Genomic DNA, 26,328 nt, shown 5'->3' with positions numbered 1-26,328 from the left:
ATGTAACCTTATGATTAGACAATATTAATTTTCAGACACTTTTTGTCCATAAATCAATATTTTCCCAGCCGCATTTTAGGCTATAAGTTTAAGCGACTTTCCTGCTAAAATATGCGCCTTTTAAAGATTTCAGAACGTGAATTGAATTTTTATTTACCCGTTTGCCTATGCAAACAGGTTATTCGTTCACTCTTTCGACGTATTACCTTGTAGGAGCCTACATGACGGTTCAAACCTTCATTCCGAATGGTGCCCCAGCTGCCTCAGAAAACACTGTCACCCAGCCAGCGCACACCCCAGCCATCGATGGTTCAGTTAAAAAACTGTATATCGAAACGCAAGGGTGTCAGATGAATGAGTATGACAGTCACCGTATGGCAGATCTGCTGGGCGATTCCCACGGCTATGTGCTGACCACCGATCCTAAAGAAGCGGATATTCTGCTGATGAATACCTGCTCGATCCGTGAAAAGGCACAAGAAAAAGTATTCTCAGAATTGGGCCGCTGGCGCAAGCTGAAAGAAAAAAATCCGGATCTGATTATTGGTGTCGGTGGATGTGTGGCTTCTCAGGAAGGTGACAATATCCAGAAACGTGCCAATTATGTAGACATGATTTTTGGTCCGCAAACCCTGCACCGTTTACCGCAAATGCTGGACCAGCATTTTGAGCAGGTCGAAAAACCGAAAAAAGAAAAAATCAAGCTGGTGGATATTTCGTTCCCGGACATCGAAAAATTTGACTTCCTGCCTGAACCACGTGTTGAAGGTTATAAAGCCTTTGTTTCGATCATGGAAGGCTGTTCAAAATACTGTTCTTTCTGTGTAGTTCCATATACACGTGGCGAAGAAGTATCTCGTCCACTGGATGACGTTCTGGCAGAAATTGCTGGCTTGGCAGAAAAAGGCGTGCGTGAGATTTCCCTGCTCGGTCAAAACGTAAATGGTTATCGCGGTGAAACCTTCGACGGTAAAATCTGTACTTTTGCCGATCTGTTACGTTTGGTTGCAGAAATTCCGGGGATCGGCCGTATTCGTTATACCACTTCGCATCCACTGGAATTCAATGATGATTTGATCCAGTGCTACCGTGACCTGCCACAGATGGTGTCGCATCTGCATCTGCCGGTACAAAGCGGTTCCAATGATGTATTGCAGGCGATGAAACGTAACCACACCATTGATGTGTATATCGAGAAAATCGAAAAGTTACGTAAAGTTCGTCCAGACATGCATTTATCTTCAGACTTTATTATCGGCTTCCCGGGCGAAACCGATGAGAACTTCGAAGAAACCTATCAGTTTATTCAGGATCTGGATTTCGACCATTCTTATAGTTTTGTTTATTCCAAACGTCCGGGCACCCCTGCCGCAGAGCTGGAAGATACGACACCTGAACAGGTGAAAAAAGAACGCTTGGCCAAAGTTCAGGACTGGATTAAACAGTCCAGTATTCGTAAAACAGATGCCATGCTCGGTACAGTCCAGCGCGTACTGGTTGAGAAAGTTTCTGATAAAGATCCGAACGTTCTGGTCGGTACAGCAGACAACACCCGTTATGTCACCTTTATTGGCGATGCATCGTGGGTAGGACGTTTTGCAGAGATCGAAATTACCGAAATTAAAACTTTAAATTTAGTTTACGGTGAGCTCTTGAATCTTGAGCCTGACGTGGCGTAATGTAGAGCATATAACGTACACTTCTAAAAGGAACACTCTTGACTGCAACGATTCGACGTACAGTAGCTTTTCCTGGAATTTCGATGGACCGTTTACAAGCCGTCTTAGGTGCCTATAACGGTCATTTGAAACAAATTGAACAACGTTTAGACGTCAAAATTTCCCACCGAGGTGAAAGTTTCTTTATCGATGGTGGAATCGATGCCGTTGAGAGAGCCGAAATGCTCTTGCAACGTCTTCATGAAGAATCTGAACACAGCCAGCAGATCAGTGCAGATACTTTGCATATGATGATTCAAGGTAGCCAGACCGATCGTGAACTCCAGGAGAACCTGGAAGAACAGGAACATACCGGTCTGGACAATGTCTGGCTGCAGACGCGCAAAGGCCGGATCAATCCTCGCGGTGCCAACCAGAAACGTTATGTACAGCGTATTCTGCAAAGTGATATTTCCTTTGGTATTGGCCCTGCGGGTACCGGTAAAACCTATCTCGCCGTTGCAGCCGCTGTAGATATGCTGGAGCGTAATGAAATCCAGCGTATCTTACTGGTTCGTCCTGCAGTTGAAGCGGGTGAAAAACTTGGATTCCTGCCGGGGGATTTAACCCAGAAGATCGATCCGTATTTGCGTCCCCTTTATGATGCCTTGTATGAGATGCTTGGTTTCGAAAAAGTGGCCAAGCTGATCGAACGTCAGATTATTGAAGTTGCACCGCTTGCCTATATGCGTGGTCGTACCCTGAATCATTCTTTTGTGATTCTGGACGAAGCCCAGAACACTACACCTGAACAGATGAAGATGTTCCTGACCCGTTTAGGTTTCGGTTCACGTGCAGTGATTACTGGTGACGTGACTCAGGTGGATTTACCACGAGGTCAGCAGTCTGGTCTGGCACATGCCTTACGTGTGATTGATAAAATCCCTGAAATTCATATTACCCGTTTCCATTCTCGTGACGTCGTGCGTCACCAGCTGGTTCAGAAAATTGTTGAAGCCTACGAAGGCTGGGACAGTGAACAGCAGCGTTTAAGCGCTGAGGCTCGTGCTGAGCGTAAAGCCCGTCAGGAAGCCTTGATAGCCGAGAATGATGCTGCGGCTGATGCACAGCATTAAAGCTGCATTGTTATTTAATTTTTAAGGATTCACGTTGAAACTTAGTCTCTCCCTGCAACAGGACTTTCAGTCACCAGAACTGGTGCTGAAACGTGCCTATATTAAAAAAGTTGTAGAAACCACTTTGCGCCATATCGGTACCCAAAGTGATTGTGAAATTGGCATTGCCTGTGTCGATAATGACGAAAGTCATAAACTCAATCTGGAATATCGCGGCAAGGATAAACCGACCAATGTCCTGTCTTTTCCAAGTGAACTTCCAGATGAAATGGCACAGGTTCTGGATGCTTTCCCGATCGGTGATTTGGTGATTTGTATTCCAGTAGTGCTGCGTGAAGCTGCTGAACAGGCCAAAGCTCCACTGCTCCATTTCACCCATATGCTGGTACATGGCACTTTGCATCTGATAGGTTATGACCATGAAACTTCGGAGGAAGATGCTGAAGAAATGGAAGGCATTGAGATCGAGATTCTGGACAAACTGGGTATTGCTAATCCTTATCTGGAAAGAGATTAAAATTCAATAATTAAAAAGCGGGCTAAGGCTCGCTTTTTTTATTTTATTCACTTCATAATAAGCTCAATTTAAGAAATAAAATAAAAACCTCCATGCAATATGTCGTGATTTTCAAAGCGCAAATTAAAGAATTAGATCAGTGTTATTTTGAAACAGCCCAGCGAATGAGAGAAAGAGCCCTTTCACAATTTCATTGCCAGTATTTTGAAGCTTTAACCGAAGGTACTCAGGAAATTGCGCTTTCTTACTGGAACAGTCTTCATGATATTCGCGCCTGGCATGAAGATGCTGAACATCAGGCCGCTCAAGAGCTAGGAAAATATAGCTGGTATACATATTTCAGCGTGGAAGTCTGTGAAGTTTTACGGCGCTATGATGCACAGTTAAATTAAATACTCATCGATCCTTATTTATTTTTTTCTTGATCTGTTCTTAGATACAGAGTTTTAAAAAAATATCTGCTTACGCATTCATGATTTCTTCCAGAAATACATAAGCACATAATGAACTTTAACAAAGAACTGTGCTTCAAAAATTTTAGGAGAACGTAATGAAAAGATTGTTCTCGACTGCATTACTTATTTTCTCTCCCTGGCTGTGTTCATCACTTTATGCCCACTCAATTCCCATGTGCCCAAAAATTAAATTTCAACAGAACCAAAGCTCATGGGCAGGCCATTATTATTTAAACGGAGTTATGGAATTAGGTTCGGAGTTGCTGTTACAAGCAGATGGTACCTTTAAATGGTATCTGGCCTATGGTGCTCTGGATCAATTTGCCGAAGGAACATGGTGGCAAAATAAAGAGTGTATTGGCTTAAAAGCAGATCCAAAGTACCAGGACTTGATGATATTTCCCAAATATCTAGCCATAGATGAAAACCATTTAAATGTGGTCTGGGACGATGGAACTCAGCAAGGTAGTTATATACAGGCGAAGCGCCCAGATTAACGCACCTCAAACTCCGCTTCAGCCGGATCAAAACGCCAGGTTCGAATAATTCTCAGCTCGGAAATATCCGACATCTTGGCATCAAATGCTCCGAATGGTGCTGCCTTGCGTACTGAAGATTTTGCAGCTTCATCTAGCAAATTATGCCCTGAACTGTCAATTAAGCGAATTGCACGGATTCCGCCGTTCTGGTTCAAGATCACCATCAAGCGTACCTCTCCTGCCAGATTCTGCTGTTTGGCCGCGTCTGGATAATAGCGGTTACCATAGAACTCCACTTTCTGACGGAATTTTTCCAGATAAGCCGCAGAGACATCCTGTTTAGACTGGATACCATCTACGGTTTTAATTTTTTGCTGACGACTGAAGTTTTGTTGTCGTTGCAGATATTGGGCTTCAAGACTGGCTACCATAGCGGCTTTGGCCTGAAACTGACTTTGTAACTGTTCCTGCATTTTTTTGCGCTGATTTTCTTCCGCCTGTTTTTGCCAGCTTAAAGTCGTCATCAGTACTTTTTCTTCAAAGCTTAATTCGCGCTGCTGTTGCAACATGTCCGGACTTTCTTGCTGCTCTTCTCCGGTCTTTTGCTCCATCAACGGTGCAGGCATATCGCTCGACATACGATGTGCTTCACGAAATTTACCTGAACCTTGCTGATCAGTTTGAGCCAGAAAATCTGCTTGCTCAATTTTTTCATCAGTTTGACGAATACTGACCGCAATCTCTTTAGTCATGCTCTCCTGATCTTGTGGCATACCAAATTCCAGCGTGAGAAAAATCACGTGCAAAATAACAGCTGCAAATACGGCGCTATTAAAAATTGGATCTTTCCACCAGGCTTTGACCAGAGGCATTAATATCATGGTTGATCTCATCGCTACGAACCCAGACTTGAGTCCATCCCCCAAACAGCATTTTTAAAATTAAAAAATAAACGGCTTTGCATTTTTCTTTTAAAAATGCCAAACCCATCAAATCTTCAACGTTAGATAACTAAAACCCTAAAAATGGTGCTATTTATTTTGCTAAACTGCAAGCTGAAACTCTTGTATTTTTTATACAATTCGACAAGATACACTTCGAATTAAAACATATAGTTGCCAGGACGCTTAAAGATGCAAACGCTAATTTCCAATATTTCTAATAAAATTCGCCAGGCATATCAAAAGGCGGAAGGATTTATTGAGGATGAACGCGAATTTCCTTTGTCTCAAGTTTTCCTGAATGCGACATTTCAACGTTTTGTCACTGACAATGTTTCCATGCTGAAAGATCTGCATGCCGATCTGCATGATGACTGGTTACGACTCTATGCCACGCTGGACTATAAAGGGTTGAACGTGACCTTATCAGTTGATTTAAAACTGGTGCAAATGGAGTTAAATAAGAATACGCAGCTCATCGTATTTGAACAGATCAGTGATACTCAGTTGATTGAAGCCAAATACCCAAATGTCTTTTATAAACTGGGGGTACGATTCGCCCTGTTTTTCTATCAGCGCGTGCTGAATAAGGACCCTCTTGGCATGATTCTGGAAAAACTGGGCGTCATTAAAGTAAAAGATGATTTATTGCATCTGGATTTAAACCGCTGGTTAGGTAAAAACCGCTCGGTGATTGAGACGCTTGGTAAGGTTCATGTGAACCATGCAGTACTTCGTGAAGCTGAGCTCGTCGTAATTGGTAATGTGAATCTTGCAGCCCTGTTCAGAAAGCTTTCTCAGGAAAAAGAAGAGAAATGGGACGAAGACGACATGGATGACAATAAAGTCACACCGATCAAACAGAAAGAACCGACTTAAACTGTGTGTAATTCAATACCTAAACAAACACACCAGTAACTACATGAAATATACATTTTTATTGAAAATCTCCCTTCATTTTCCACATTTTGACCAAATAATAAAAAGTGGAAAGTGATCAATTTTATCTGAAATTACACAGGACAATTCTTTATGGCGAAAACTGTATTCAAAACTTTAGGGGTGACTGCAGGCTTGACTACCGCAATGGTACTTACTGGTTTATCCACCCAGACCTTCGCCATGGCGCCTTTCCAAGCCAATTATCAGTTTAGCTACAATGGAAAAAATATGGGTTCTGCTACCCGTACTTTGAGCAAATCTGGTAATAACTGGACCTATGTTTTTGCAGCCAAAGCAGGTGGCGTTGCTTCAGCGACTGAAACCAGCCGTTTTACTTTCAATAATGGCAAGATTGGTTCAAGCAGTTTCAGCCGTACCAGCAAGATTCTGGTGCATAGCAACACCATGAGTATTAACTTTAATCCTTCTAGCAAAACGATCAGTACCAAGAAAGATGATGAAAAACGTTCTTTTGCCTGGAGAGCAGATGTACTGGATGAGCTAAATGCTGAATTGCAGATTCGTGAAGACCTGAAAAATGGTGGTTTAAAATCGAATTACTACATTGCTGATGCCAAAGAAGTGGAAGGCCGTAAATTCGTCAAACAAGGTACAGAAACGGTGAGCACCAAATATGGTTCATTTAGTACCATTAAAGTAGTGATTAAGCATAACAAACCAGGACGTGAAACTACTTTCTGGTTAGCACCGAAACTGGACTACTTACCAGTCAAAGTATCGCATGTCGACAAGAAAACCTCTTACGGTTTACTGCTGACCGGCTATAACGGTAAAACGAACTAAGGTTTTTTGGTGAATTTCGCTTGATTTTTTTTGGGTGCTTTTTACAATACGCTTTTGCTTTAAAAAGCACCTGCTCTTGAGGATTCTCCCGTGCACGCACTAGAACAGAAAATCTTAGCCGAAGGTATCGTTCTATCTGAAGAAGTTTTGAAAGTTGATTCTTTCTTAAATCACCAAATTGATCCAATCATGATGCAGCAAATTGGTCAGGAATTTGCGCGTCTGTTTAAAGATGCTGGTATTACCAAAATTATTACCATTGAAGCATCGGGTATTGCACCTGCAGTCATGGCAGGCTTAGAGCTTGGTGTTCCAGTAATCTTTGCACGTAAATACCAGTCTCTCACTTTAAAAGATGATTTATACCGTTCTAAAGTATTTTCATTTACCAAACAGACTGAAAGCACGATTGCCATTTCAAACAAACACATCAGCTCAACTGATAAAGTTTTAGTAATCGATGACTTCCTGGCAAATGGTCAGGCAGCACTTGGTCTTGCTGACTTGATTCATCAGGCAAATGCTGAAGTGGTAGGGATCGGAATTGTGATTGAAAAATCATTCCAGCCAGGCCGTGACCTGTTACTTGAAAAAGGTTACCGTGTTGAATCACTAGCGCGTGTGAAATCTTTGGCAAATGGTACTGTCGAATTTGTTCGCGATTAAGTTTACAAATGAATATTTTAAAGGGTGCTTCGGCACTCTTTTTTATTGGATTTTTTTTAATTTCGGTTAGCTAGGAATAACTAAAATATAGCTATAAAATTATCTATTTTCGACTGCACGTAAATAGTTGTACTCCGACTTTTTCTTATGAGATTTCAAGACAACTAAAGCCTCAAGAATTTATTATCCGACAAATAACAACAATTTAAACTGATATTATTATAAAATAAGAGGCCTAACTATCTGCCAATAGTTAGACCCTTGGTTTATTTTCAACAATAAACTATTTGACAGTCACAGTAATACTACCGCTGTTGACAGCACCAATGGCGGTAGTTGTGATACTGTTGTTAACAGCAGTTTGAGTTCCTTCTGCAATTGCACTTACAGATGCATCAATGGTACCTGCATTGTAAGCAATATTTGCTGCACTATAATTACTTAAAGTTTCATTGATTTGCTCACTGTAGTTGGTCGCCAGTGTAGTACTCACTACTTCTGAGATGTCTAAACTATCAGCAACCTCTGAGAGCTCTTCTACAGTTTCTGAGTTATTAGTTGCACTGGTAACTTCACTGAAGTCATAGTTATATGTCTCATCTGATACGTCTGATATCATGCTATTAAAACTGCCTTGCTCTAGTGTAATACTACCTGTATTCGCGGCGCCAATTGCTGTAGTTTCAATCGTACCTTCAATTGAACTAATTGCATCCTGTGCTTCTCTTGATACCTCTCCTAATGCTTGTAAATCGACGCTGGCATCAACATCACCTGTATTTACTGCAAGATTCAAGGCAGAACCATTTTCCACCTGCTGAGAGATCGACTCCAGGGTCGCTTGTAAACCAGTATCTACGGTTACTTCAGTTGGTGTTTCATCATCTTGAGCATATGCCATACCTGCACCAGACAGGAAAGCGACGGATAAAGCGATTGTTTTGATCGTGTTTTTCATCGTTGTTTTTCCTTTTTTAGCTTTGAAATACTTCTCGCTCAGTATTTCTTTCTCATAATGGGAGCGAGCCCATATTTACTGGTCAATTAATCTCGCTGAGAACTTGACCAGTAATTTTCTATAACTTCAGGATTGGCATCCCACAACATGGATACCTTCTCCTCTTCTTTTTCTTTAGAATTCATTTCTTGCGAATCTTTTTCGTTCTTTACTACACCTGAAGAAGATGAAGCTTTTTTCTTACTGATATATTTAATTAAATCTTGTTTACTCATTTCAGGATCCGCTTCAGGATTCTGAATCACCTCGGATTCTTTGTTTTTAGGTGGCTTCGTATCTTTACTCGGTGAATTGGTCGATTTATTTTTTTCATTGGATGAAGAAGATTCTGTTACAGCTGATTCTTGAACAGCAGTACTGGACGCTATACTGTTTTGCTCCTGACTTTTTTTGTACTTATGCAGAGCCACAGAACTTCGTGTCAGATTGAGCTGACCATATTCAGGTGGTATTTGTGCACGGCAACCAGCAAAGACAGGAGGCGGAACAACCTGACTGAGTAATTCAAAAGTGGCCAGATTCAACATTTGGCGTAAAGCAAAATTAGTCGCCTCACGTTCTCCTTTACCGATTTGAACATTTAACAAGGTACGTCCAGTAAACCGCCCGGCACTGACACCATAATCCTGTGCAGCAATCTGCTTTTGCAGCGATACATTCGCAACGACTTTACTCGTACGTGTATCGGTAAGAGATAAATCCAGACCAACCATAATACGGGTTTGACTATAGTTCGGGCCAACACCCGCAATCTGCATATCAAATCCACCACCCGGAATAAAATCCAGACTGTTAATACTGCCCGTCACATAATAATCAGAGGCCTGAATCTGTCTTGGATCACGAATCCCCCACTTGGCTTCACTTTCAATAATTCGGGGATCACGTCGGTTCATTAAGTTAACTCCCGCCTGAAATAAAGCAGACTGCACCATATCTCCAGCGCCTTGGGTAACCATTTTCCCACTACCACCATTGGTTACCACATCTTTGCCGGTTTGATCCAAAATCGCACCTACAGAGAAGCTGACATCATTACGTAATTGTCCTTTTAAACAGGATAAAGCCATATCAAAAGGAGTAAAAATATCGGTAATAGGAGGTCCTTGTACCAGTTTCATCGGCTTCTTATTAGAGGGTGCCAAACCAGTACACCCAGTTAGAAAATAGCTCAAAAGCACCGGTAAGCTCACAAAAGAAATCTTTCTTCTGGATGAGAAATTCAGCATGCTGATTCTCCCTGTCTGGTACTTAAGTTAGGACACTGTTTGGTATTTTGATTGGTATTCGAATTTACAGGAGCTCCATTTAGAAGCTCGCTTGCAATATCTATATTGTTATCCGAACCCTCTATGTTGATATTATTAGTCGGCGTATTTACTGTACCGATAGAGGTAGTTGAGGTGCTATACACCGTGGTTTTTCCTAATCCAGAATAATAATCCGACTCTCTAAGTTCGATCAGGTTTGCTTGAACCAAATTTTCACTAGAACGTGCTGCTGATGCTTTCCAACGCTGACTCCACTCATCTGAGGTTGCATAGGCGTTACTCAAAAAACATAAACAAATTAAACCCATATTGATCGCCAATATTCTCATAATATTAATATCCTCTGATTCAAAATCTTTATTTAGTTTTTTACTTTAAATAAGATCTAATTTATCTAAAAAATATTTAATCAGATAAAAAAATAAAATAAAGAAATTATCCGTATTCACATATTTTTTATTTTCAAATAAAAAATTAAGTTTATGTTTTCATTACAAATAAATAAATTTGTTTAAAATTTGTGATTTGTAAGAAATCATTATTAAGAAAAATAATGAATATAAAATTCATTTAATAAACTTGATTTAAATAATATATTTTAAATATTTAAATTAATAAAAAATTAATCTTAAAATAATTAATATTTCCTTTCGTTTTATTTTTATAAAGTCGTAAATTTTTATTTTATTAGCATTTCTAGAAATAATAATAAATATCACATATTAAATAAAATATAATTAATCAATTACCCTGAAAGGCATTTATAAAGAAAGTCTGTTCTATAGATACTTTTTCGTCTCAATATGCCAATTGTCTTTATATGCTCGCATGACCACGGACTTCTTCTTATATTTAGCCACGGCTCAAAACTATTCAAACAAAGAAATGCCTGACTAAATCCCTATAAAAAGCATATTCATGCTTTAGCTCTGCATATTGTTCACCCCATAGATTAAAAAAATTATAAAAGTGGAAAATGCATGTATTTACAACTCAGCTAAACTTCTCTGAATAAAATTCCACTAGAATCAAATTGGTATGAAATGTTCCTGACTTCAATATTCAGAACCTACATACTGTTGAGCCGGATGTGTTGGATAGCTGCTGGTCTAAGTAAGATCCCATGTCACACATTTGCTTAAAATGAATAAATACTAATCGCTGATGGAAAATCCTATGCAATGTCCTAAATGTGGTTCAACGGAAATTGAGCTACGCGATCACGAAAAGAATCTGAAAAAAATTGGTGGTATTTTAATGACCTCAGCTGGTGCCACTGCGGGCACAGTGGGTGGCGCAGCCTCCGGCGCTTCAATTGGCGCTGCCATTGGAACGGTCGCAGGTCCTTTAGGGGTAATTGTAGGCGGCACGGTGGGAACCTTCGTAGGCGCAATCAGTGTAGGCATTACTGGGGGCGTGGTCGGAAACTTCTTAGGTAAAAAAGCAGGCGTTTCTGTAGATCGCAATCTGTTTCTGGATTATCAGTGTCTGAATTGCAAACATAGATTCAGTCAAAAAGATCAAAAAGATCAAAAAGATCAAAAAGATCAAAAAGATCAAAAAGATCAAAAAGAAGATTAATAAAATCAAGGAAATGAAGCTGATTCTTCATTTCCTTTTTAATAAAAGTCTTAACTCTGATTGAGTTTTAGAGCAACTTCAGCCAGACGTTTACCCTGTACTTCACATAAAATTTTCTCATCCTGGCTTAAGCCTTGGTCATGACGTGGGCCACTCACATGACTTGCGCCATAAGGCGTGCCACCACTTTTAGTATTAGACAAGGCTGGGGTCGCATTGCTTAATCCCATGATCATCATGCCGTGATGAAACAATGGTGGCAGCATGGTCAATAAAGTGCTCTCCTGTCCGCCATGCATTGAGCCTGATGCGGTAAACACACAAGCTGGCTTACCATGCAAAGCACCATTCAGCCATAAGCTGGTGGTTTGATCCCAGAAATATTTCATTTCCGAAGCCATATTCCCAAAGCGGGTGGGTGAACCTAATGCTAAAGCAGCACACTGGGCAAGATCATCTAAAGTACAGTAGATATCACCTTCTGCCGGAATACTCGGCTCTGCTTCTTTCACTACTGTCGCAATATTCGGAACAGTACGAATTTTTACAGCCATCCCTGCTGCTTCAACGCCATTCGCAATCAGATGTGCCATTTCTTTGGTTGAGCCATATTTGCTGTAATATAAAACAAGGACATAAGGTTGCATAAAGTTCTTATTCATTACTTAAAAAAATAAAACTATACGGTATTTCGCAACTTTTTTGGGTAAGCTGAAGAATGAAAATTCATGATGAATAAAAAAATTGAGATTGAAAGCGCATGATCGTTGAATATTTAAAGAAGTTACCTTTTTATGAAAAACACTGGTTTCAATTTATTTTATTTGTACTACGGCGTTTTGAGGCTGACCGGTGTCGTGAGCAGGCTGGTTCACTGACCTATACCACCCTGTTTGCGGTAGTCCCGATGCTGACTGTATTTCTGGTCATTATCTCTTCAATCAGGGCATTGGAACCGGCTCGACAGCAACTCCAGCAGCTGATCTATAGTAACTTTTTACCTAAAACAACGATCGCTTTCGATAAAGCGCTAAATGCCTTCACGGAGAAGTCCAGCAATTTAACTATTATCGGTATTCTTTTCTTATTCATCACCACAGTACTGATGCTCAGTAGCATCGAAACGGTCTTTAACCGGATCTGGCGTGTGACTGAAACCCGCGGTGGCATTATCGGTTTTATGCGTTACTGGACCATTATTTCACTCGGTCCAATTTTGCTGGGCAGTGCCTTTGTGATCTCATCAACCTTGGCCTCCATGAATATTCTCAGTAATAACTTTGCCGGTTATGAACTGGATGGCGCCTTTATTCTCTGGGTAATTTCCTTTTCTCTGACCGTGCTTGGCTTTTTTATTCTGAACTGGACTATTCCCAATCGGAGTGTACCGCTCAAATCTGCTTTTATTGCCGGCCTGTTTAGTGCCATCGTATTTGAGCTATTAAAAAACCTGTTTGGCTTTTTGATGTCAAACTTTACCAGTTATGAAATTGTTTACGGAGCATTCGCAGCTGTCCCTATTTTCCTGCTCTGGATTTATCTGTCGTGGATTATTGTATTGTTGGGCGTGGAAATCAGCTATGCCCTGACTGCATTCGAATCTGGACAGGATAATAAGCGTCATCCTATCGTCATGTTATTGGATCTATTAGAACTGTTTTATAAAAAGCAGAAAACTGGTGAAAGTGTCAGTGAAGCACAGGCACTGGAAGTTTTGGGACGGGATGAAATTGGACGCTGGCCTAGCTATGTCAGCATGTTTGAAAAACAGAATCTGATTAAACGCACAGATGACAATGAATATGTACTGGTACGCGATCTGGATCAGGTCAGCTTCTGGAATTTTTATTTACAGCTTCCTTATCCATTGCCGCGCAAACAGCATCTAACTGATGTGCATACTGATGATCTCTGGATGCAAAAATTCTCACCCAAACTGAATGAAACTGATCAGTTTCTGGAAGAAAAACTCAATTTTCCATTATCAGAACTGTTCCGCAGTAAATAAATTTAATCCTCTCTTTTGAGAGGATTAAATTTAAGTAGATTGATTTGATTTTCAGCAAATAATCGTCCTTGCTTTCATTAAAGCTATAATCCAAAAATCAGGTGTCGTTATTTTCATTGACCGGGTTTTTATATAGATGTCTGAGTCTTGATCTGAGGCTCAGGCTTCTTTAACCACCCCTGTAAACTCACCAGAATCACGCCTAGCATTACCATACAGGTCCCTACAATAAAATTGATCTCGACATGCTCATTTAGAATTAACACGCCAAACAGCATGCCAAAAACTGGGGTTAAAAAAGAAAATACTCCTAAGCGTGAAGCCAGGTAATGTTTCAACATCCAGAACCAGATTAGATAACTGGCAAAGGAAATCACCACTGTATGAAAAATCAGGCTGGAAATCGACAAAGTTGTCCATTGAATACTGGCTTGTCCAGTCAAAAAGGACAAAGGCAATAACACCATACCAGCGATCAGCAATTGATAGAATAAGGTCTGGGTTGCAGGCGCCTCAGCCAGCGAGCTCAGACGTACACTCACGGTCGTGGCTGCCCAGAATACACCAGCCAGCAATGCCAGAAAATCCCCCCATAAGACATGAGATTGTAGAGCAGATCCTGTCTGGGGACGCAGCAGGAAACTCACCACAATACCGCTAAAAGCAAGAAAAATTCCTCCCCATTGCACATGAGACAAACGTTCCGCCGGCAGTTTCCAGTGCAAGCCTAAAGCCACAAAAATTGGTGCGGTATAGAGCAAGACAATGGTATGCGAAGCTGAGGTATAACGCAGCGCCTCACCCACCAGATAAAATTCAGCGGCAAACAGCACACCCACCAGTAAACCCGCAGATAAGTATCGTGCACTCCAAAGCTGACGGCGTACACTTTGCTGAATTAAAGGATAAACCATAAGTGCAGATAAGGCTGAACGTAATGCAATTTGCATCAGGGCAGAAATATCACTGGCCGCCCATTTCAGTACGACCTGCTGCAAACCCCATAACATACATAGTACAAACATAATGGCAGATGCTTTGACATCTAGTGCCTGACGATGATTCAAAAAATATAGTCCTGTTCTCGATTCGAGCCGCTACATACTAAAAATGTTAGAAGTAGAAGATATACTTCAAAATAAATAAATAAATGAGGGTGTGAATTCAGGCAAAAAGAGTGATGCATAAAAAACGATTTAGACGCTGTCCAATTTATATCTAGAAACTGAATGGCAACCGCGTCTGATCAGTTTGATAAATTATCCCTTGCTCATTACACTTTTCTAAACAAAATAAAGGAGCCCTCTGGCTCCTTGATCTTAAAAATCTGGTCTTACTTTACAAATGTCGTCCAGATATAATCCTGATTTTGGCCTTTTAGGGTCATTTTCAACTGATCACCCGATTGTAAAGCTGCCACCCCTGCTGGTGTACCGGTCATGATCACATCGCCTTCTTCAAGTGTAAATACTTGACTAATGTCTGCCAATAAAGTTGCAATATCAAAAATCAATAAAGCTGTATCGCCTTTTTGACGCAGCTCATCATTGATCTCCAACGTATAATGCATATCTTTCCAGTCAGTAATCACAGCGCCTACTGGCACCCAGTCTGCGAGTATACAAGAACCATCAAAAGCTTTGGCCCGTTCCCAAGGTTGACCTTTTTTCTTTAGGTCATCCTGCAGATCACGTAAGGTCAGATCCAGACCTAAAGTCACAGCACCAATTGCCTGCAAAACTTTGGCAGGATCATTTTCCTTGCTTAAGGTACGGTCAATACGCAAACTTAGCTCACACTCATAATGACAGTTGCCCCAGTCCGGATTCCATTCAATACCAGCATCCAGTGAAGTCAAAGCACTCGGTGGCTTGATAAACAGCACAGGACGATCAGGTACCGCATTTCCAAGCTCTTTGGCATGGTCAGCATAATTGCGACCGACACAAACAATTTTTGATGGGCGTGTACTCATGATCTCTTTCCTGTTCTTGATCTGTCTTATTTCTTGAAGGTATTTTCGAAAATGCTTTGCTCAGTACCATCTTTAAAGGCACGTTTTGGCACAATCACCACTGTACGGTTTTTCAGTTCCAGCATATAGGTCAGCTTGCCGATGGCAAAACTTTGTACTTCATTATAATGCACGACCTTGCTACGCCCGTTATTGAAAATTTCTGCATAGTCCTGAAACAGGTCAATGCCCTGTTCACTTTTTCCAAACTGATATTTTACAAACTGGCGCTTAAACATCATCGGCAGGAACCAATAGCGCATGATGCCCTGTAAAATCAGGAAGAAGGCACCCAATGCCACATAATAACGGCCAACCCCATTCAGGCCCATTGAAAAGCCCCAGATAATAATCCCGATACTGACCAAAGGCGTCAGAAAGCGTGAAATCTGTTTTTTGCCAAAAGTGGCCAGAGCAAATCCATCCTGAGATTCTTCTAAAGTGAGATAATAACGGGTGGATAAAGTTGGTGCTGACTCAGTCATAGCATCACATCAAAAATATAAAATCCTGATCCATACTATATCAAAATATGCTTAAAACTCATGGCTTATGCTATCAATTACATAACTTTGCTTTGGAAATAACTGAATTTAGTTTTAAATAAATCATCATTAAAACAAAAAATACACAATAGGATATTGGATGAAAGGATTAATCCCCTATCTGCTGATGAGTAGTACCTTATGTACAATCTCACCAGCTTTCGCAAAAATAACGCCATGGACTCCTAATCTGCCAAGCAGTCTTGATGTATTTCAGGGCAATTCCCAGCAACTGGCTGAACTCACTGGCGAGCGTATCCTGATTTATGCACATCCCGCCAGCAAAACCCATCTACCGACTTTTAAAACGGCTTCTAGTAGCAAATCCCAGTTTTATAGTGCGGCTGTAGTCTTGCCTGCTTCCGAAGCACAAGTCGAAAAATTACTGCAACATTATCCGAATTATGTCGGCCTGTTTCCGACTTTAAAATCCGCCAAAGTAATTGAACAGCAAGGGAGCATTCAACAAGTCAAATATCAGGTGCATATTCCCACCCCAATTCCCGTTTTAAACTTTAAAGAAACTGTGGTGATGCAGCATTATCTGGAAAATAACAGTATCAGCACACTAATTCTGGATGCGCCAATTCCCTATGGGGCCGGAAAGCTGGAATGGTTTGCACTGGGTCCCAATAAAACCTTAGTGACGGTGACGCAATGGGGCGATCTGAATCAGCCACAAGGTTTTCTGTTTAGCAAGATTCTAAATGCCCTGCCGGAAGCCAAACTCGGCATTCCTGCCGGCACTAATGCCTTTCTGCTTGAAGCTTTACAGCAGCGTTTTAAATACTCTTCTGCTATAACTTTAAATACGGCAGTGCCCCGGGTTCAGCTCAGTAATCAGCAAACCCAGAAAATTGCCCAGCTCAGTCAGAAATCAGGACAGCCCGTCAGTTTTATTTTGCCGAATTATCAGGTCAAGACCGGCAAAAGTTCAGAAAATCTAAGATTCAGTACTACCTATCAATATTTCTCGCATCCGACTGAGAAGCTGCAGCCCTGGTTATCGGCTCAGGCCAGCCAGAAACTCTTTCCGCGACAAATCAAAAAAGTGGAACTGAACCCAGTCAACCCGCAAAGTATTGATGCCAACTACAAGGTATCAGTAGGCTTGGGCGTCATTCAGATTCCCTTTAATTTTAAAATGCGTTTTGAACAGCCTAATACCTTACAAAACCAGTTCTATGCCAATGGTGGAGATTTAAAATTTGTACGGGGTGGAATGAAGCTTTTGCCGCAATCTCAGGGAACGCTATTCCAGATCACCAGTTCCATGAAAATTCATGATCAGGCGCCATTCTTACTGAAAGCCATGCGCAGCCTTCCCTATCATGACATGTTGCCGGCAGTTGGTGGTAATACCGTCTATGCCTTGAAGATACAGCAAAAATTAAAATCTTAAGTTCATGTCTAATTATTGGTTTTTTATATGAAAAATTAAAGACGTAAAAAAACCGCATCAATGTGCGGTTTTTTCAGAATTCTTTATCAAGATTGGTGCGCTCAGAGAGATTCGAACTCCCGACCCCTTAGTTCGTAGCCAAGTGCTCTATCCAGCTGAGCTATGAGCGCGACGTCTTGATGGGGTGCATTATATAGAGTTTTCAGCACTTGTTAAGTGTTTTTTAATAAAATCACAACCGAACGTACAGTAATTAAACGATACTGCAATATTTCAGTTTTTTTAATGAAAATTCCTGCGGATTTAGAGTTAAAAACAATAACCCAGACTTGGCGAGATTTCAGGATTAGCTAAATTAATCTTTCAGTTACCTCATATTCATTTGCTCACAGCCTAATAGAGCTATTCTCCAACCAGGCCAGTTTTAACCTTGCCTGCCCGCTGATAACAGCTCAATACCACGCCATTTGAAGTCACTTGATGATCTGTCAGTGCAAATGCTGCTGGCATAGAGTCTCCAGCAAATAGACGTTTTCCTCTGCCCAATATCACAGGAAAGGTCATTAAATAGAGTTCATCCACAAGATCATGTTTAAAAAGGGCCTGTGCCACTGCGGCACTGCCATACACTCGAATATTCCCCTCCCCTGAAGCCTTCAGGTTAATGATCTCATCAATACTTTTTAGAAAGATCGTATTTTGCCAGTCCGAGTGATCCAAACTGGTGGATAGCACATATTTATTCACTTCATTAATTCCTGGCCAGTCTTCAGCATGCTTCGGTCAGTAGGGTTCAAAAATCTGAAAGGTATTCTTACCAATCAGAATATCGGTGGACTGCATCCATTTTTGCATGATGCGATCAAATACTAGATCGGGTTCAGTACTAAAATACGGCGCCACCCAGCCACCATATTGAAAGCCACCCGATGTGTCCTCTTCCGGACCGCCGGGTGCCTGCATTACACCGTCTAGAGTTAGAAATTCCTGGACAATAATTTTTCTCATCACAATGCCCTTATTTTTATTGAGTCATCTAGGATTTATTTTTAGCATGTGATTCAGGCGGATTCTGTAAATTTTAGGCACAAAAAAACCGCAACATGTGCGGTTCATTGTTCAAGTTGGTGCGCTCAGAGAGATTCGAACTCCCGACCCCTTAGTTCGTAGCCAAGTGCTCTATCCAGCTGAGCTATGAGCGCGTAACTTGTGTCGTCTTTATTAGACTGCGTTATTTTCCGGTTTACTTATTGGTGCGCTCAGAGAGATTCGAACTCCCGACCCCTTAGTTCGTAGCCAAGTGCTCTATCCAGCTGAGCTATGAGCGCGACATAAGTAAAGTGGCGGTGAGAGAGGGATTCGAACCCTCGATACAGTTACCCGTATGCGTCCTTAGCAGGGACGTGGTTTCAGCCACTCACCCATCTCACCGTAACGTGCCGCCATAATACAAATTTCGGCATAGCACTGCAAGCACAGCTTGAAAAAAAACTGCATATTTTTGCTCGTTTAAATACTTTTTAAACAATTTCCCTGTTTTTAGTCATTTAAGTCCTGAAAAAACCCGATAAATTTCCAGTTATCTAAAATTAGCCAAAAATCGAAAACTTAAACAGATTATTGCAATCATTTACGTGCAGTCTGCACTGACATGACTTATGCTAAACCTATCTCCAAGGACACTTTAAAGATATGATGAAAAATTGGGTCGATCCTGAAGCAAAAGCTGAAGCCGAACGTTATGACAACCCTATTCCAAGCCGTACCCTGATTCTCGAAACTATAGAAGAAAAAACTGCCCTGTCCCATGCTGACCTGGTGGAATATTTTGAAATTGCCGATCAAAAAAGTATTGATGCCCTGAGCCATCGTCTGATTGCGATGGTACGTGACGGGCAATTGATGAAAGACGGTTACAAGTTCCAGATTGCGGCGGAACAGCCTGAGCATGAAGCAACGGTATATATCAACTCCAAGGGAAGCGGCACAGCCAATATTTCAGGTGAAGATGACCTGCTCTTACCTGAGCGTGAATTGCGTCAGGTCTTTAATGGTGACCGTGTTAAAGTCCGTCAGACCTCAGTAGATCGCAAAGGTAAAGCTTGGGGCTTTATTACCGAAGTCTTGCAGCATCGTGTCAAACAGATCATCGGGAAAGTGTCTGAATATGAAGGCGAATACTTTGTTCAGCCAGCCAATCCAAATGCACATCAGCCAATTACTCTAGAAAAAGAGCTGATCGAGCATGCCAAGGTCAAAGTCGGCGATTCAATCCGCGTGGCAATTGATACCTACCCAACCAAAGAAGAATTTGCGACTGGCCATATTGTGCAGTCGATGGCAGATAAAGCCGATACCGAAATCATCATTCCACAGACGATTCTGGAATATGGCCTGCCGTATGAATTTCCTGAAGAAGTGTTGAAAGAAGCGGAAAGTTTTAAAGAACCTTCTGCCAAAGACCGTGAAGGCCGTGTCGATCTACGTGATTTAGCGCTTGTCACCATTGACGGGGAAGATGCACGTGACTTTGATGATGCGGTCTATGCAGAAAAACGTCCGGGCGGTGGCTATCGTGTGGTCGTGGCAATTGCTGATGTGAGTCATTATGTACGTCCGGGCAAACCACTGGATGATGAAGCTCAAGAACGCGGGACATCCGTGTATTTCCCACACTTCGTTTTACCAATGTTGCCTGAAGCACTCTCTAATGGCCTGTGTTCATTAAATCCGAATGTCGATCGCCTGTGCATGGTCTGTGACCTGAAACTGTCACGTGCTGGCCGAGTCACTGGTTATGAATTCTATCCTTCAGTCATGCATTCCAAGGCACGTCTGACCTATGATCAGGTCGCGAAGTATTTTGAAGGTGACAGTACAGCAATCACTGAAGATCGTAGTGTACGTAAATCACTAAATACCCTGTTTCAGTTGTATCAGATTCTAAAAGGCTTGCGTGCTGAACGTAATGCAATGGAATTTGAAACCATTGAAACCTATATGACTTTCGATGAGCTGGGTGGTATTAATGAAATTCTGCCACGTACCCGCAATGACGCGCATAAGCTGATTGAAGAATGTATGTTGCTAGCCAACGTTGCAGCAGCTGAATATGCATTGAAAAATGAAATACCGATGCTGTACCGGGTGCATCAACCCCCTGAGTTCTCACGTATCCAGAAAGTTCGTGATTTCGTGAAACTGCTGGGTCTGCCATTCCCGGAACAGCCAACCCAAGCTGACTATCAAGCGGTGATTGAAGCGACCAAAGACCGGATTGATGCGCCAAGTATTCATGCCGTGTTATTACGCTCCATGATGCAGGCCTATTACGGTGCCGACAATGCTGGTCACTTTGGTCTGGCTTATGAAGCGTATACACACTTCACCTCTCCAATTCGCCGTTATCCGGATCTGTTATTACATCGTGCTATCAAAGCTCATTTGAGTAAAAAGCCATATCCAATTTCAGGTGCATCTTTAGATGATGCCGGTGAGCATTTCTCAGCGACAGAACGCCGTGCTGATGAAGCCTCCCGCTCTGTAACGACCTGGCTGAAATGTCACTATATGCAGCAACATCTTGGTGAAGAGTTTGTTGGCATTATCAGTGCAACGGCTGAATTTGGTTTGTTTGTCACGCTGAAAGACCTCTATGTCGATGGTATGGTACATGTGAGCCAGTTGGGCGATGACTTCTTTGTCTTTGATCAAAGCAGCCAGAGTCTGGTCGGCCAGAACCGTGGTCAAATCTTCAGTCTGGGCGATGAAGTCAAGATCAAGGTCGCTGGAGTCAATCTGGAAGAACGCAAAATTGATTTTGAACTGATCCAGCAACTGACTCATGCGGGTCGTCCAATTCGCGCCCGTGCTCCACGTGTCGCAAAGAAAAAACCTGCACCACGTCCGGAAGCAAAAGAGGAAGTCTTCAATAATCATGAGCGTGCGCAAAAAGCCCAGCCCAGTGATGATGGAGAACAACCCATACGACGCAAAAAAGACAAATCCAAACCCAGTTCCTACAGCAAAAAGCCTGCTAAAAAATCTGCAGGAAAGTCTGAAGCAAAGGCTAAAGATAAAGTGAAGAAAAAATCCAAGATCAAAAAGAAAAAGTCGAATGCAAAAGCCAAGACTGAATAATTTCTGATGATCATAAAAAGAGCGCTACGGCGCTCTTTTTATTTTATAATTCAGTTAAATAACGACTAAAAAAATATCATGCTTATTGCATCAAATAATAAACAGCATTTACATATCTATGCGATTCTAATTTTTACGATTTTGATCCTCAGTGACTTTATTGCACTCAAGTATTTTAATTTTGTAGCAACGCCACTTACGAATTATTTTGCATTGATTATAAGCTGTGTCATATGTATTGGAATATTGCTGTATTTTATAAGACTCAAACAGCATGGTTTATGGTTTCCACCTTATCATTGGCGTAATTTCAGAAAGTGCCCCAAATTTTATAGTCTTTTTATCTTTCCTTCGGTCATGATCTCAGCACTTTGGATTAATCTGACCACCTATCCACCCTATCTTTATACGAAGCTGACAGGCGAAACTAACAGTATTTCGATTACTACTCAGGCTGGGAAATTCAAAGGTGTTCGAAATCATATCTCTTATGCCTTTGACACAGAATATAGACATTTACCGGTTATGGAGTTATCTGCTTCTGAGTTTCTGCTTTATCAAAATAAACCCGTTGAACTACAGCTTAAGCTTACAACAAGTAATTTAGGCAGCATTGTGCATGAGATTGAAGAGATCAGGATCCAGTCTGAAGTCGAATAAATAATACCGTCGTATGCTTGATTTCCCTGCCAATAAGCCCTACATCTAGATTTAACACAGGAAATGACTTCGGCAGAAACGACATGACATTAGAAAAAGCAACTTTACCCGTTCCACAATTCGATCAGATTACGCTGGCAGATCTTAAACAAAAAATTGAAAACTGCATTCAGCAAGGTTTGCAATTTCTAAATGAACTGAACCAGACACCTGATACTGTCCAGGAACAACTTGCTGTTCTGAAACAGGTCGACACGTTAGAAAATAATATGAGCGAGTCCTGGGGCGTTTTGTCGCATCTCAACGCAGTCATGAATAATAGTGAAACCCGTGATGTCTATCAGGCATTATTACCGGGTCTAAGTGATTACTATACCCAGTTGGGCCAGCATACGGCGCTATATCAAACCTATCAGCATGTACAGGATGCACCGGTCTTCAATGAACTGCCGGAAGCCCAGCAAAGTGCAATTAAACTGGCGCTACGTGACTTTAAATTGTCAGGCGTAGCTCTAGAGGGTGAAGCAAAAAAACGCTATGCGGAAATTTCTGCACGTTTGTCACAACTTTCCTCAGATTTCTCCAATCATGTACTGGATGCAACTCAAGCTTATTTCAGACCGCTTAAGGAAGAAGAATTAGCGGGGCTGTCTGAAAGTAATATTGAACTGTTAAAACAATATGGCCAGCAACGTGAACTGGATCAGCCGGTTGCTACTTTAGATTTCCCGTCTTATCTGGCAATTATGACTCATGCCGAAGATCGTGGCCTGCGTGAAGAACTCTATAAAGCCTATACCACACGCGCGTCAGATCAGTCCGAACAGACTGAATTTGACAATACAGCCATCATGGAAGAAATCCTGAAATTACGTCAGGAAATGGCAGCACTATTAGGCTTTAATAACTATGCCGAATATTCACTGGCCAGCAAAATGGCGCCAAATGTCGAAGCTGTTGATGAATTCCTCCGTGATCTGGCGGAACATGCCCGTGCGCCTGCTAAACAGGAAGTGGCTGAACTGAAAGCCATTGCTGCTGAAGATGGCATCACAGAATTAAAGCCTTGGGACAGCAGTTACTATTCTGAAAAGCTGAAAATGCAGCAGTTTAATCTGTCTCAGGAATCGCTAAAACCCTACTTCCCGGCTCCAAAAATCTTGCAAGGCTTGTTCAGTATCCTGAAACGTTTATATGACATTCAGGTGGTTGAACGTGAAGCGCCAGTTTGGCATCCAGATGCGCGTTATTTTGAACTGGAAGATCAAGGCGAAGTGATTGGCGGTTTCTATTTTGACCTCTATGCACGTCAGGGTAAACGTGGCGGTGCCTGGATGAGTGGATTCCGTTCACGCATGCAAATTGCTGAAGGACTGCAAAAACCGATCTGCTATATGGTGGCAAACTTTACTCCACCAGTCGGTAACCGTCCTGCACTACTGACTCATGATGAAGTGATTACTCTGTTCCATGAGTTTGGTCATGGTCTGCATCATATGCTGACAGAAGTAGACAATATTGCCGTGGCTGGTACACATGGCGTAGATTGGGATGCTGTCGAACTACCAAGCCAGTTTATGGAATTCTGGGCTTGGGATAAGGACAGTTTAAACCTGCTCAGCGAACATATCGAAACCAAGGAAGTCTTACCTGCTGACTTGTTAAAAGCTTTATTAGATGCCCGTTTCTTCCAGTCCGGTATGCAAACTTTGCGTCAGCTGGAATTTGCTTTATTCGACCTGACCATTCACCGTGCCAATCCAGCATTGAGTGCTGAACAGATTCAGGCAACCTTAAACGAGATTCGTGAAAAATATGCCGTTTTACCTACTACAGCATATAACCGATTCCAGCACAGCTTCAGTCATATCTTCGCGGGTGGATATGCAGCGGGCTATTATTCTTATAAATGGGCAGAAGTTTTGGCCAGTGATGCCTTCGATCGCTTCGAAGAAGAGGGAATTTTTAACACTGAAACCGGAAAGCAGTTTAGACAAAAAATTCTAGCAGTTGGCGGAAAAGATACAGCACTTGACGCATTTATCAATTTCCGCGGACGCGAGCCAAAAATAGATGCTTTGTTACGTCATCAAGGTTGGACGAACCGCTCTAAAAACGCTTAAACTACGTTTTTAAGTAAATCACAGGGTGAGTATGATGGCTATCAAACGTCGTTTCATTGCAGGCGCAAAATGTCCTAAATGTCAGGCGTTGGATCGGATCGTTATGCTGACCTCTGGTGAAGCTGAATGGATTGAATGTATCGAATGTGGGTATGAAGAAAACCGTCCTACCCATATCGAGGAACCTGAGTCACCAGCCGTTCCGGATGAAATTGGTGTGATTCAGTTTAAACCCCGTCAGCCAAAAGAATAATTTCGAGAACCTAAATGACTCTAGATCATCGACAAAATCCTAAACTTTTATGGGGAATAGTGAGTGGATTAATTGTTGTGATTATTGCTGTTCTAATAATTACACAGTTTTTTCTCACGCAAAATGAAACATTACCGGCACATCAGGGTGACTTGATGCATGCACCGATGACACAAGCCACACCTAAAGCAGAACCTGAACCAGAAGAAATTGTGCCTACTTCTGAAAATGTCCTGGTCGATGCCTCTATTATGAGAGAAGAAGTCACTGAGAATGCCACTTTGGCGAAAGAAGAAATTGCCAAACTGGAAGATATTCAGCAACAGCTCAATGAGCAGGAAAAAAGCCTGAAGCAACAGCATAGTGATGCGGATGAGCTGATTAAACTCAAAGAGGAACAAATCAAGTTACTCGAAGCACAACTGGCACAATAGTCAGAATGAGTTAGGGATTTTCAGCTAGAATATCCACAGATTTTCTAGCTAAGTTCCCTCATGAGTGTAGCCTCTCCCTCGCATCTGGTTAAGGCAATTGTCTTTCTGACCTGTTCCGCTTTTTTGTTTTCAGTCATGGGCGTCTGTATCCGCTTCGCCTCACACACCGTTGACAATGCCACTGTGGTATTTTTCCGGAATTTTGTCGGCCTGTTTATTTTTCTTCCTTTGATCTTCAATAAAGGAATCAGCTTTTTTAAAACTGAAAAACTCTGGATGCACACCTGGCGCTCTGTCGCAGGTCTGACGGCGATGTATGGCTTTTTCTATGCCATTGCACATTTAAAGCTCTCCAATGCCATGGTTTTCACCTATTCCTCACCGATTTTTATTCCATTGATTGCCTGGCTGTTTCTAAAAGAAAAAGTCACTCAAAGCATGTTACTGGCTGCTGCGATCGGTTTTATTGGCGTGTTGTGCGTAGCCAAGCCTGATTCCGGTTTATTTAACCTGATGTCCGTGATTGGCTTGAGTGCCAGCTTCTTGGCTGCTATGGCTTTTGTCACGGTTCGTGCACTGACTCAGACCGAACCACCAGAACGGATTGTGTTTTATTTCTGTTTGATCGGCACCCTGATTTCCATGATTCCAATGTTCTGGCATTGGCGTCCTTATACCCTGACTGAACTCGGTTATTTAATTGCAGCCGGTTTATTGGCAAATACCAGCCAGTTATTTCTATCCAATGCTTATAAACTGGCACCTGCTGGTCAGATTGGACCAGTGAACTATATTGCGATTTTCTTCGCTGGCTTATGGGGCTATTTATTCTGGCAGGAAGTTCCGGATCTCTATAGCCTGCTCGGATTAGGGCTGATTTTTTGTGGGATTTTACTTTGCAGTCCTGTTTTACAAAATAAGCTTAAGCTGCGTTAAGGCCACAATAAAAAAAGCACCCGAAGGTCATTGCTGTCCCACAATTTTTCACAAGAGGAAGCTCAAATGAGCTTCCTCTTGTTTTATGGGTATTTTATCGGGTGAAAATAAAGCTTTTAAAGTTCTTCTTTCAAACAAATTCACTTGAATTATTCTGAGTAAACGTTGAACTGTCCAACCTGTTTTTCCTAAATGTTGAGCGAAACTCACCAATAAATAGGCGATCATCGCAATCCAGATTTGTGTCTGAATTGCGTTCCTGCTGCGGCCTAGAAACGCTTTTAATTTGAGATTCTGCTTAATCGCCTTAAAGAACAGCTCAACTTTCCAACGATCTTTATAAAT

26 protein-coding genes, 4 tRNA genes and 1 pseudogene are annotated in these 26,328 nt (G+C 41.7%); 17 read left to right on the top strand and 14 right to left on the bottom strand.

The window, feature by feature from the left end; translation table 11 throughout:
• Positions 1–221: 221 nt before the first annotated feature.
• The 5 genes from miaB to ACEWB7_RS11120 all read left to right on the top strand — a co-directional run bounded on the left by miaB (position 222) and on the right by ACEWB7_RS11120 (position 4,263).
• Positions 222–1,679: a tRNA (N6-isopentenyl adenosine(37)-C2)-methylthiotransferase MiaB gene (gene miaB / locus ACEWB7_RS11140; RefSeq protein WP_004786821.1), complete on the top strand. Its 1,458-nt coding sequence runs from the start codon at positions 222–224 to the stop codon at positions 1,677–1,679.
• Positions 1,680–1,717: 38 nt separating this feature from the next.
• Positions 1,718–2,794 (top strand): PhoH family protein, encoded by a 1,077-nt coding sequence (locus ACEWB7_RS11135; protein ID WP_004786823.1) that lies wholly within the window; start codon positions 1,718–1,720, stop codon positions 2,792–2,794.
• A gap of 34 nt (positions 2,795–2,828) precedes the next feature.
• On the top strand, positions 2,829–3,311 hold the full coding sequence (ybeY, locus tag ACEWB7_RS11130) for an rRNA maturation RNase YbeY (RefSeq protein ID WP_262738771.1): 483 nt from the start codon (positions 2,829–2,831) through the stop codon (positions 3,309–3,311).
• Positions 3,312–3,403: 92 nt separating this feature from the next.
• Positions 3,404–3,703, top strand: coding sequence for an antibiotic biosynthesis monooxygenase family protein (locus ACEWB7_RS11125; RefSeq protein ID WP_166135597.1), 300 nt, complete (start codon positions 3,404–3,406; stop codon positions 3,701–3,703).
• A 158-nt stretch (positions 3,704–3,861) separates the two neighbouring features.
• Entirely contained in the window at positions 3,862–4,263 is a 402-nt protein-coding gene (locus tag ACEWB7_RS11120) for a hypothetical protein (protein ID WP_104425710.1), read from the top strand.
• On the opposite strand, the gene ACEWB7_RS11115 is transcribed toward ACEWB7_RS11120, so the two are convergent.
• Positions 4,260–5,117, bottom strand: a complete 858-nt coding sequence (locus tag ACEWB7_RS11115) for an energy transducer TonB (protein WP_262738777.1) — start codon at positions 5,115–5,117, stop codon at positions 4,260–4,262. The two genes, ACEWB7_RS11120 and ACEWB7_RS11115, sit on opposite strands and share 4 nt — an antisense overlap.
• Positions 5,118–5,378: 261 nt before the next feature.
• On the opposite strand from ACEWB7_RS11115, the gene ACEWB7_RS11110 reads away from it, so the two are divergent.
• The 3 genes from ACEWB7_RS11110 to ACEWB7_RS11100 all read left to right on the top strand — a co-directional run bounded on the left by ACEWB7_RS11110 (position 5,379) and on the right by ACEWB7_RS11100 (position 7,598).
• Complete coding sequence (locus tag ACEWB7_RS11110; RefSeq protein WP_004786832.1) at positions 5,379–6,065, top strand: hypothetical protein; 687 nt, start codon at positions 5,379–5,381, stop codon at positions 6,063–6,065.
• A 207-nt stretch (positions 6,066–6,272) separates the two neighbouring features.
• Positions 6,273–6,932, top strand: a complete 660-nt coding sequence (locus ACEWB7_RS11105) for a DUF3108 domain-containing protein (RefSeq protein ID WP_373686180.1) — start codon at positions 6,273–6,275, stop codon at positions 6,930–6,932.
• A gap of 90 nt (positions 6,933–7,022) precedes the next feature.
• Positions 7,023–7,598, top strand: a complete 576-nt coding sequence (locus ACEWB7_RS11100; RefSeq protein ID WP_005233791.1) for a xanthine phosphoribosyltransferase — start codon at positions 7,023–7,025, stop codon at positions 7,596–7,598.
• A 283-nt stretch (positions 7,599–7,881) separates the two neighbouring features.
• On the opposite strand, the gene ACEWB7_RS11095 is transcribed toward ACEWB7_RS11100, so the two are convergent.
• The 3 genes from ACEWB7_RS11095 to ACEWB7_RS11085 form a co-directional block, all read right to left on the bottom strand.
• On the bottom strand, positions 7,882–8,556 hold the full coding sequence (locus tag ACEWB7_RS11095) for a hypothetical protein (RefSeq protein WP_262738772.1): 675 nt from the start codon (positions 8,554–8,556) through the stop codon (positions 7,882–7,884).
• Positions 8,557–8,642: 86 nt separating this feature from the next.
• On the bottom strand, positions 8,643–9,845 hold the full coding sequence (locus tag ACEWB7_RS11090) for a CsgG/HfaB family protein (protein WP_262738773.1): 1,203 nt from the start codon (positions 9,843–9,845) through the stop codon (positions 8,643–8,645).
• Positions 9,839–10,216: a hypothetical protein gene (locus tag ACEWB7_RS11085; RefSeq protein WP_104425705.1), complete on the bottom strand. Its 378-nt coding sequence runs from the start codon at positions 10,214–10,216 to the stop codon at positions 9,839–9,841. Before ACEWB7_RS11085 ends, ACEWB7_RS11090 begins: the two co-directional genes overlap by 7 nt.
• A gap of 835 nt (positions 10,217–11,051) precedes the next feature.
• Between ACEWB7_RS11085 and ACEWB7_RS11080 the strand changes: the two genes are divergently transcribed.
• On the top strand, positions 11,052–11,468 hold the full coding sequence (locus ACEWB7_RS11080; protein WP_171064836.1) for a hypothetical protein: 417 nt from the start codon (positions 11,052–11,054) through the stop codon (positions 11,466–11,468).
• A 50-nt stretch (positions 11,469–11,518) separates the two neighbouring features.
• Here the strand turns inward: ACEWB7_RS11080 and wrbA are convergent, their stop codons facing one another.
• The gene (gene wrbA / locus ACEWB7_RS11075) at positions 11,519–12,115 is read right to left on the bottom strand and encodes an NAD(P)H:quinone oxidoreductase (RefSeq protein WP_004786846.1); all 597 of its coding nucleotides are present in this window, start codon (positions 12,113–12,115) and stop codon (positions 11,519–11,521) included.
• Between the two features lie 113 nt (positions 12,116–12,228).
• On the opposite strand from wrbA, the gene ACEWB7_RS11070 reads away from it, so the two are divergent.
• Entirely contained in the window at positions 12,229–13,476 is a 1,248-nt protein-coding gene (locus ACEWB7_RS11070) for a YihY family inner membrane protein (RefSeq protein WP_180104114.1), read from the top strand.
• A gap of 128 nt (positions 13,477–13,604) precedes the next feature.
• On the opposite strand, the gene ACEWB7_RS11065 is transcribed toward ACEWB7_RS11070, so the two are convergent.
• The 3 genes from ACEWB7_RS11065 to ACEWB7_RS11055 form a co-directional block, all read right to left on the bottom strand.
• Positions 13,605–14,543, bottom strand: coding sequence for a DMT family transporter (locus ACEWB7_RS11065; protein WP_262738774.1), 939 nt, complete (start codon positions 14,541–14,543; stop codon positions 13,605–13,607).
• A gap of 266 nt (positions 14,544–14,809) precedes the next feature.
• A complete protein-coding gene (locus ACEWB7_RS11060) occupies positions 14,810–15,451 on the bottom strand; it encodes a fumarylacetoacetate hydrolase family protein (protein ID WP_262738775.1) in 642 nt (213 codons plus the stop codon).
• A 26-nt stretch (positions 15,452–15,477) separates the two neighbouring features.
• Positions 15,478–15,975: a YcxB family protein gene (locus ACEWB7_RS11055; RefSeq protein WP_125279712.1), complete on the bottom strand. Its 498-nt coding sequence runs from the start codon at positions 15,973–15,975 to the stop codon at positions 15,478–15,480.
• A 160-nt stretch (positions 15,976–16,135) separates the two neighbouring features.
• Between ACEWB7_RS11055 and ACEWB7_RS11050 the strand changes: the two genes are divergently transcribed.
• A complete protein-coding gene (locus ACEWB7_RS11050; RefSeq protein ID WP_262738776.1) occupies positions 16,136–17,437 on the top strand; it encodes an SRPBCC family protein in 1,302 nt (433 codons plus the stop codon).
• Positions 17,438–17,530: 93 nt separating this feature from the next.
• On the opposite strand, the gene ACEWB7_RS11045 is transcribed toward ACEWB7_RS11050, so the two are convergent.
• The 5 genes and pseudogenes from ACEWB7_RS11045 to ACEWB7_RS11025 form a co-directional block, all read right to left on the bottom strand.
• Positions 17,531–17,607 (bottom strand) — tRNA-Arg (locus ACEWB7_RS11045).
• 232 nt (positions 17,608–17,839) lie between these two features.
• Positions 17,840–18,445 (bottom strand): annotated as a pseudogene (locus ACEWB7_RS11040) (dihydrofolate reductase family protein).
• 117 nt (positions 18,446–18,562) lie between these two features.
• Positions 18,563–18,639: transfer RNA gene (locus tag ACEWB7_RS11035), tRNA-Arg, on the bottom strand.
• 49 nt (positions 18,640–18,688) lie between these two features.
• Positions 18,689–18,765, bottom strand: a tRNA-Arg gene (locus ACEWB7_RS11030).
• 13 nt (positions 18,766–18,778) lie between these two features.
• A tRNA-Ser gene (locus ACEWB7_RS11025) sits at positions 18,779–18,868 on the bottom strand.
• A 261-nt stretch (positions 18,869–19,129) separates the two neighbouring features.
• Between ACEWB7_RS11025 and rnr the strand changes: the two genes are divergently transcribed.
• From rnr to ACEWB7_RS10995, 6 genes are all read left to right on the top strand, one after another.
• Positions 19,130–21,577 carry a ribonuclease R gene (gene rnr, locus ACEWB7_RS11020; protein WP_411580765.1) on the top strand — a complete coding sequence of 816 codons (2,448 nt, stop codon included), beginning with the start codon at positions 19,130–19,132 and terminating at the stop codon, positions 21,575–21,577.
• A 78-nt stretch (positions 21,578–21,655) separates the two neighbouring features.
• Positions 21,656–22,237 carry a hypothetical protein gene (locus ACEWB7_RS11015; protein ID WP_179992776.1) on the top strand — a complete coding sequence of 194 codons (582 nt, stop codon included), beginning with the start codon at positions 21,656–21,658 and terminating at the stop codon, positions 22,235–22,237.
• An 83-nt stretch (positions 22,238–22,320) separates the two neighbouring features.
• Positions 22,321–24,360: a M3 family metallopeptidase gene (locus ACEWB7_RS11010; RefSeq protein ID WP_262738934.1), complete on the top strand. Its 2,040-nt coding sequence runs from the start codon at positions 22,321–22,323 to the stop codon at positions 24,358–24,360.
• A gap of 40 nt (positions 24,361–24,400) precedes the next feature.
• Positions 24,401–24,613: a YheV family putative zinc ribbon protein gene (locus tag ACEWB7_RS11005; protein ID WP_171064841.1), complete on the top strand. Its 213-nt coding sequence runs from the start codon at positions 24,401–24,403 to the stop codon at positions 24,611–24,613.
• Positions 24,614–24,627: 14 nt separating this feature from the next.
• Positions 24,628–25,047: a hypothetical protein gene (locus ACEWB7_RS11000; RefSeq protein ID WP_262738933.1), complete on the top strand. Its 420-nt coding sequence runs from the start codon at positions 24,628–24,630 to the stop codon at positions 25,045–25,047.
• A gap of 60 nt (positions 25,048–25,107) precedes the next feature.
• On the top strand, positions 25,108–25,983 hold the full coding sequence (locus ACEWB7_RS10995; RefSeq protein WP_262738932.1) for a DMT family transporter: 876 nt from the start codon (positions 25,108–25,110) through the stop codon (positions 25,981–25,983).
• 48 nt (positions 25,984–26,031) lie between these two features.
• On the opposite strand, the gene ACEWB7_RS10990 is transcribed toward ACEWB7_RS10995, so the two are convergent.
• Positions 26,032–26,328: transposase (locus ACEWB7_RS10990; protein ID WP_411580762.1), on the bottom strand; the 297-nt coding region annotated here is incomplete at its 5' end.

The sequence above is a fragment of the Acinetobacter sp. NIOH-H-8 genome (genome assembly GCF_046635365.1).
Classification (GTDB): domain Bacteria; phylum Pseudomonadota; class Gammaproteobacteria; order Pseudomonadales; family Moraxellaceae; genus Acinetobacter.
This window is presented reverse-complemented; position numbering and strand designations above follow the sequence as displayed.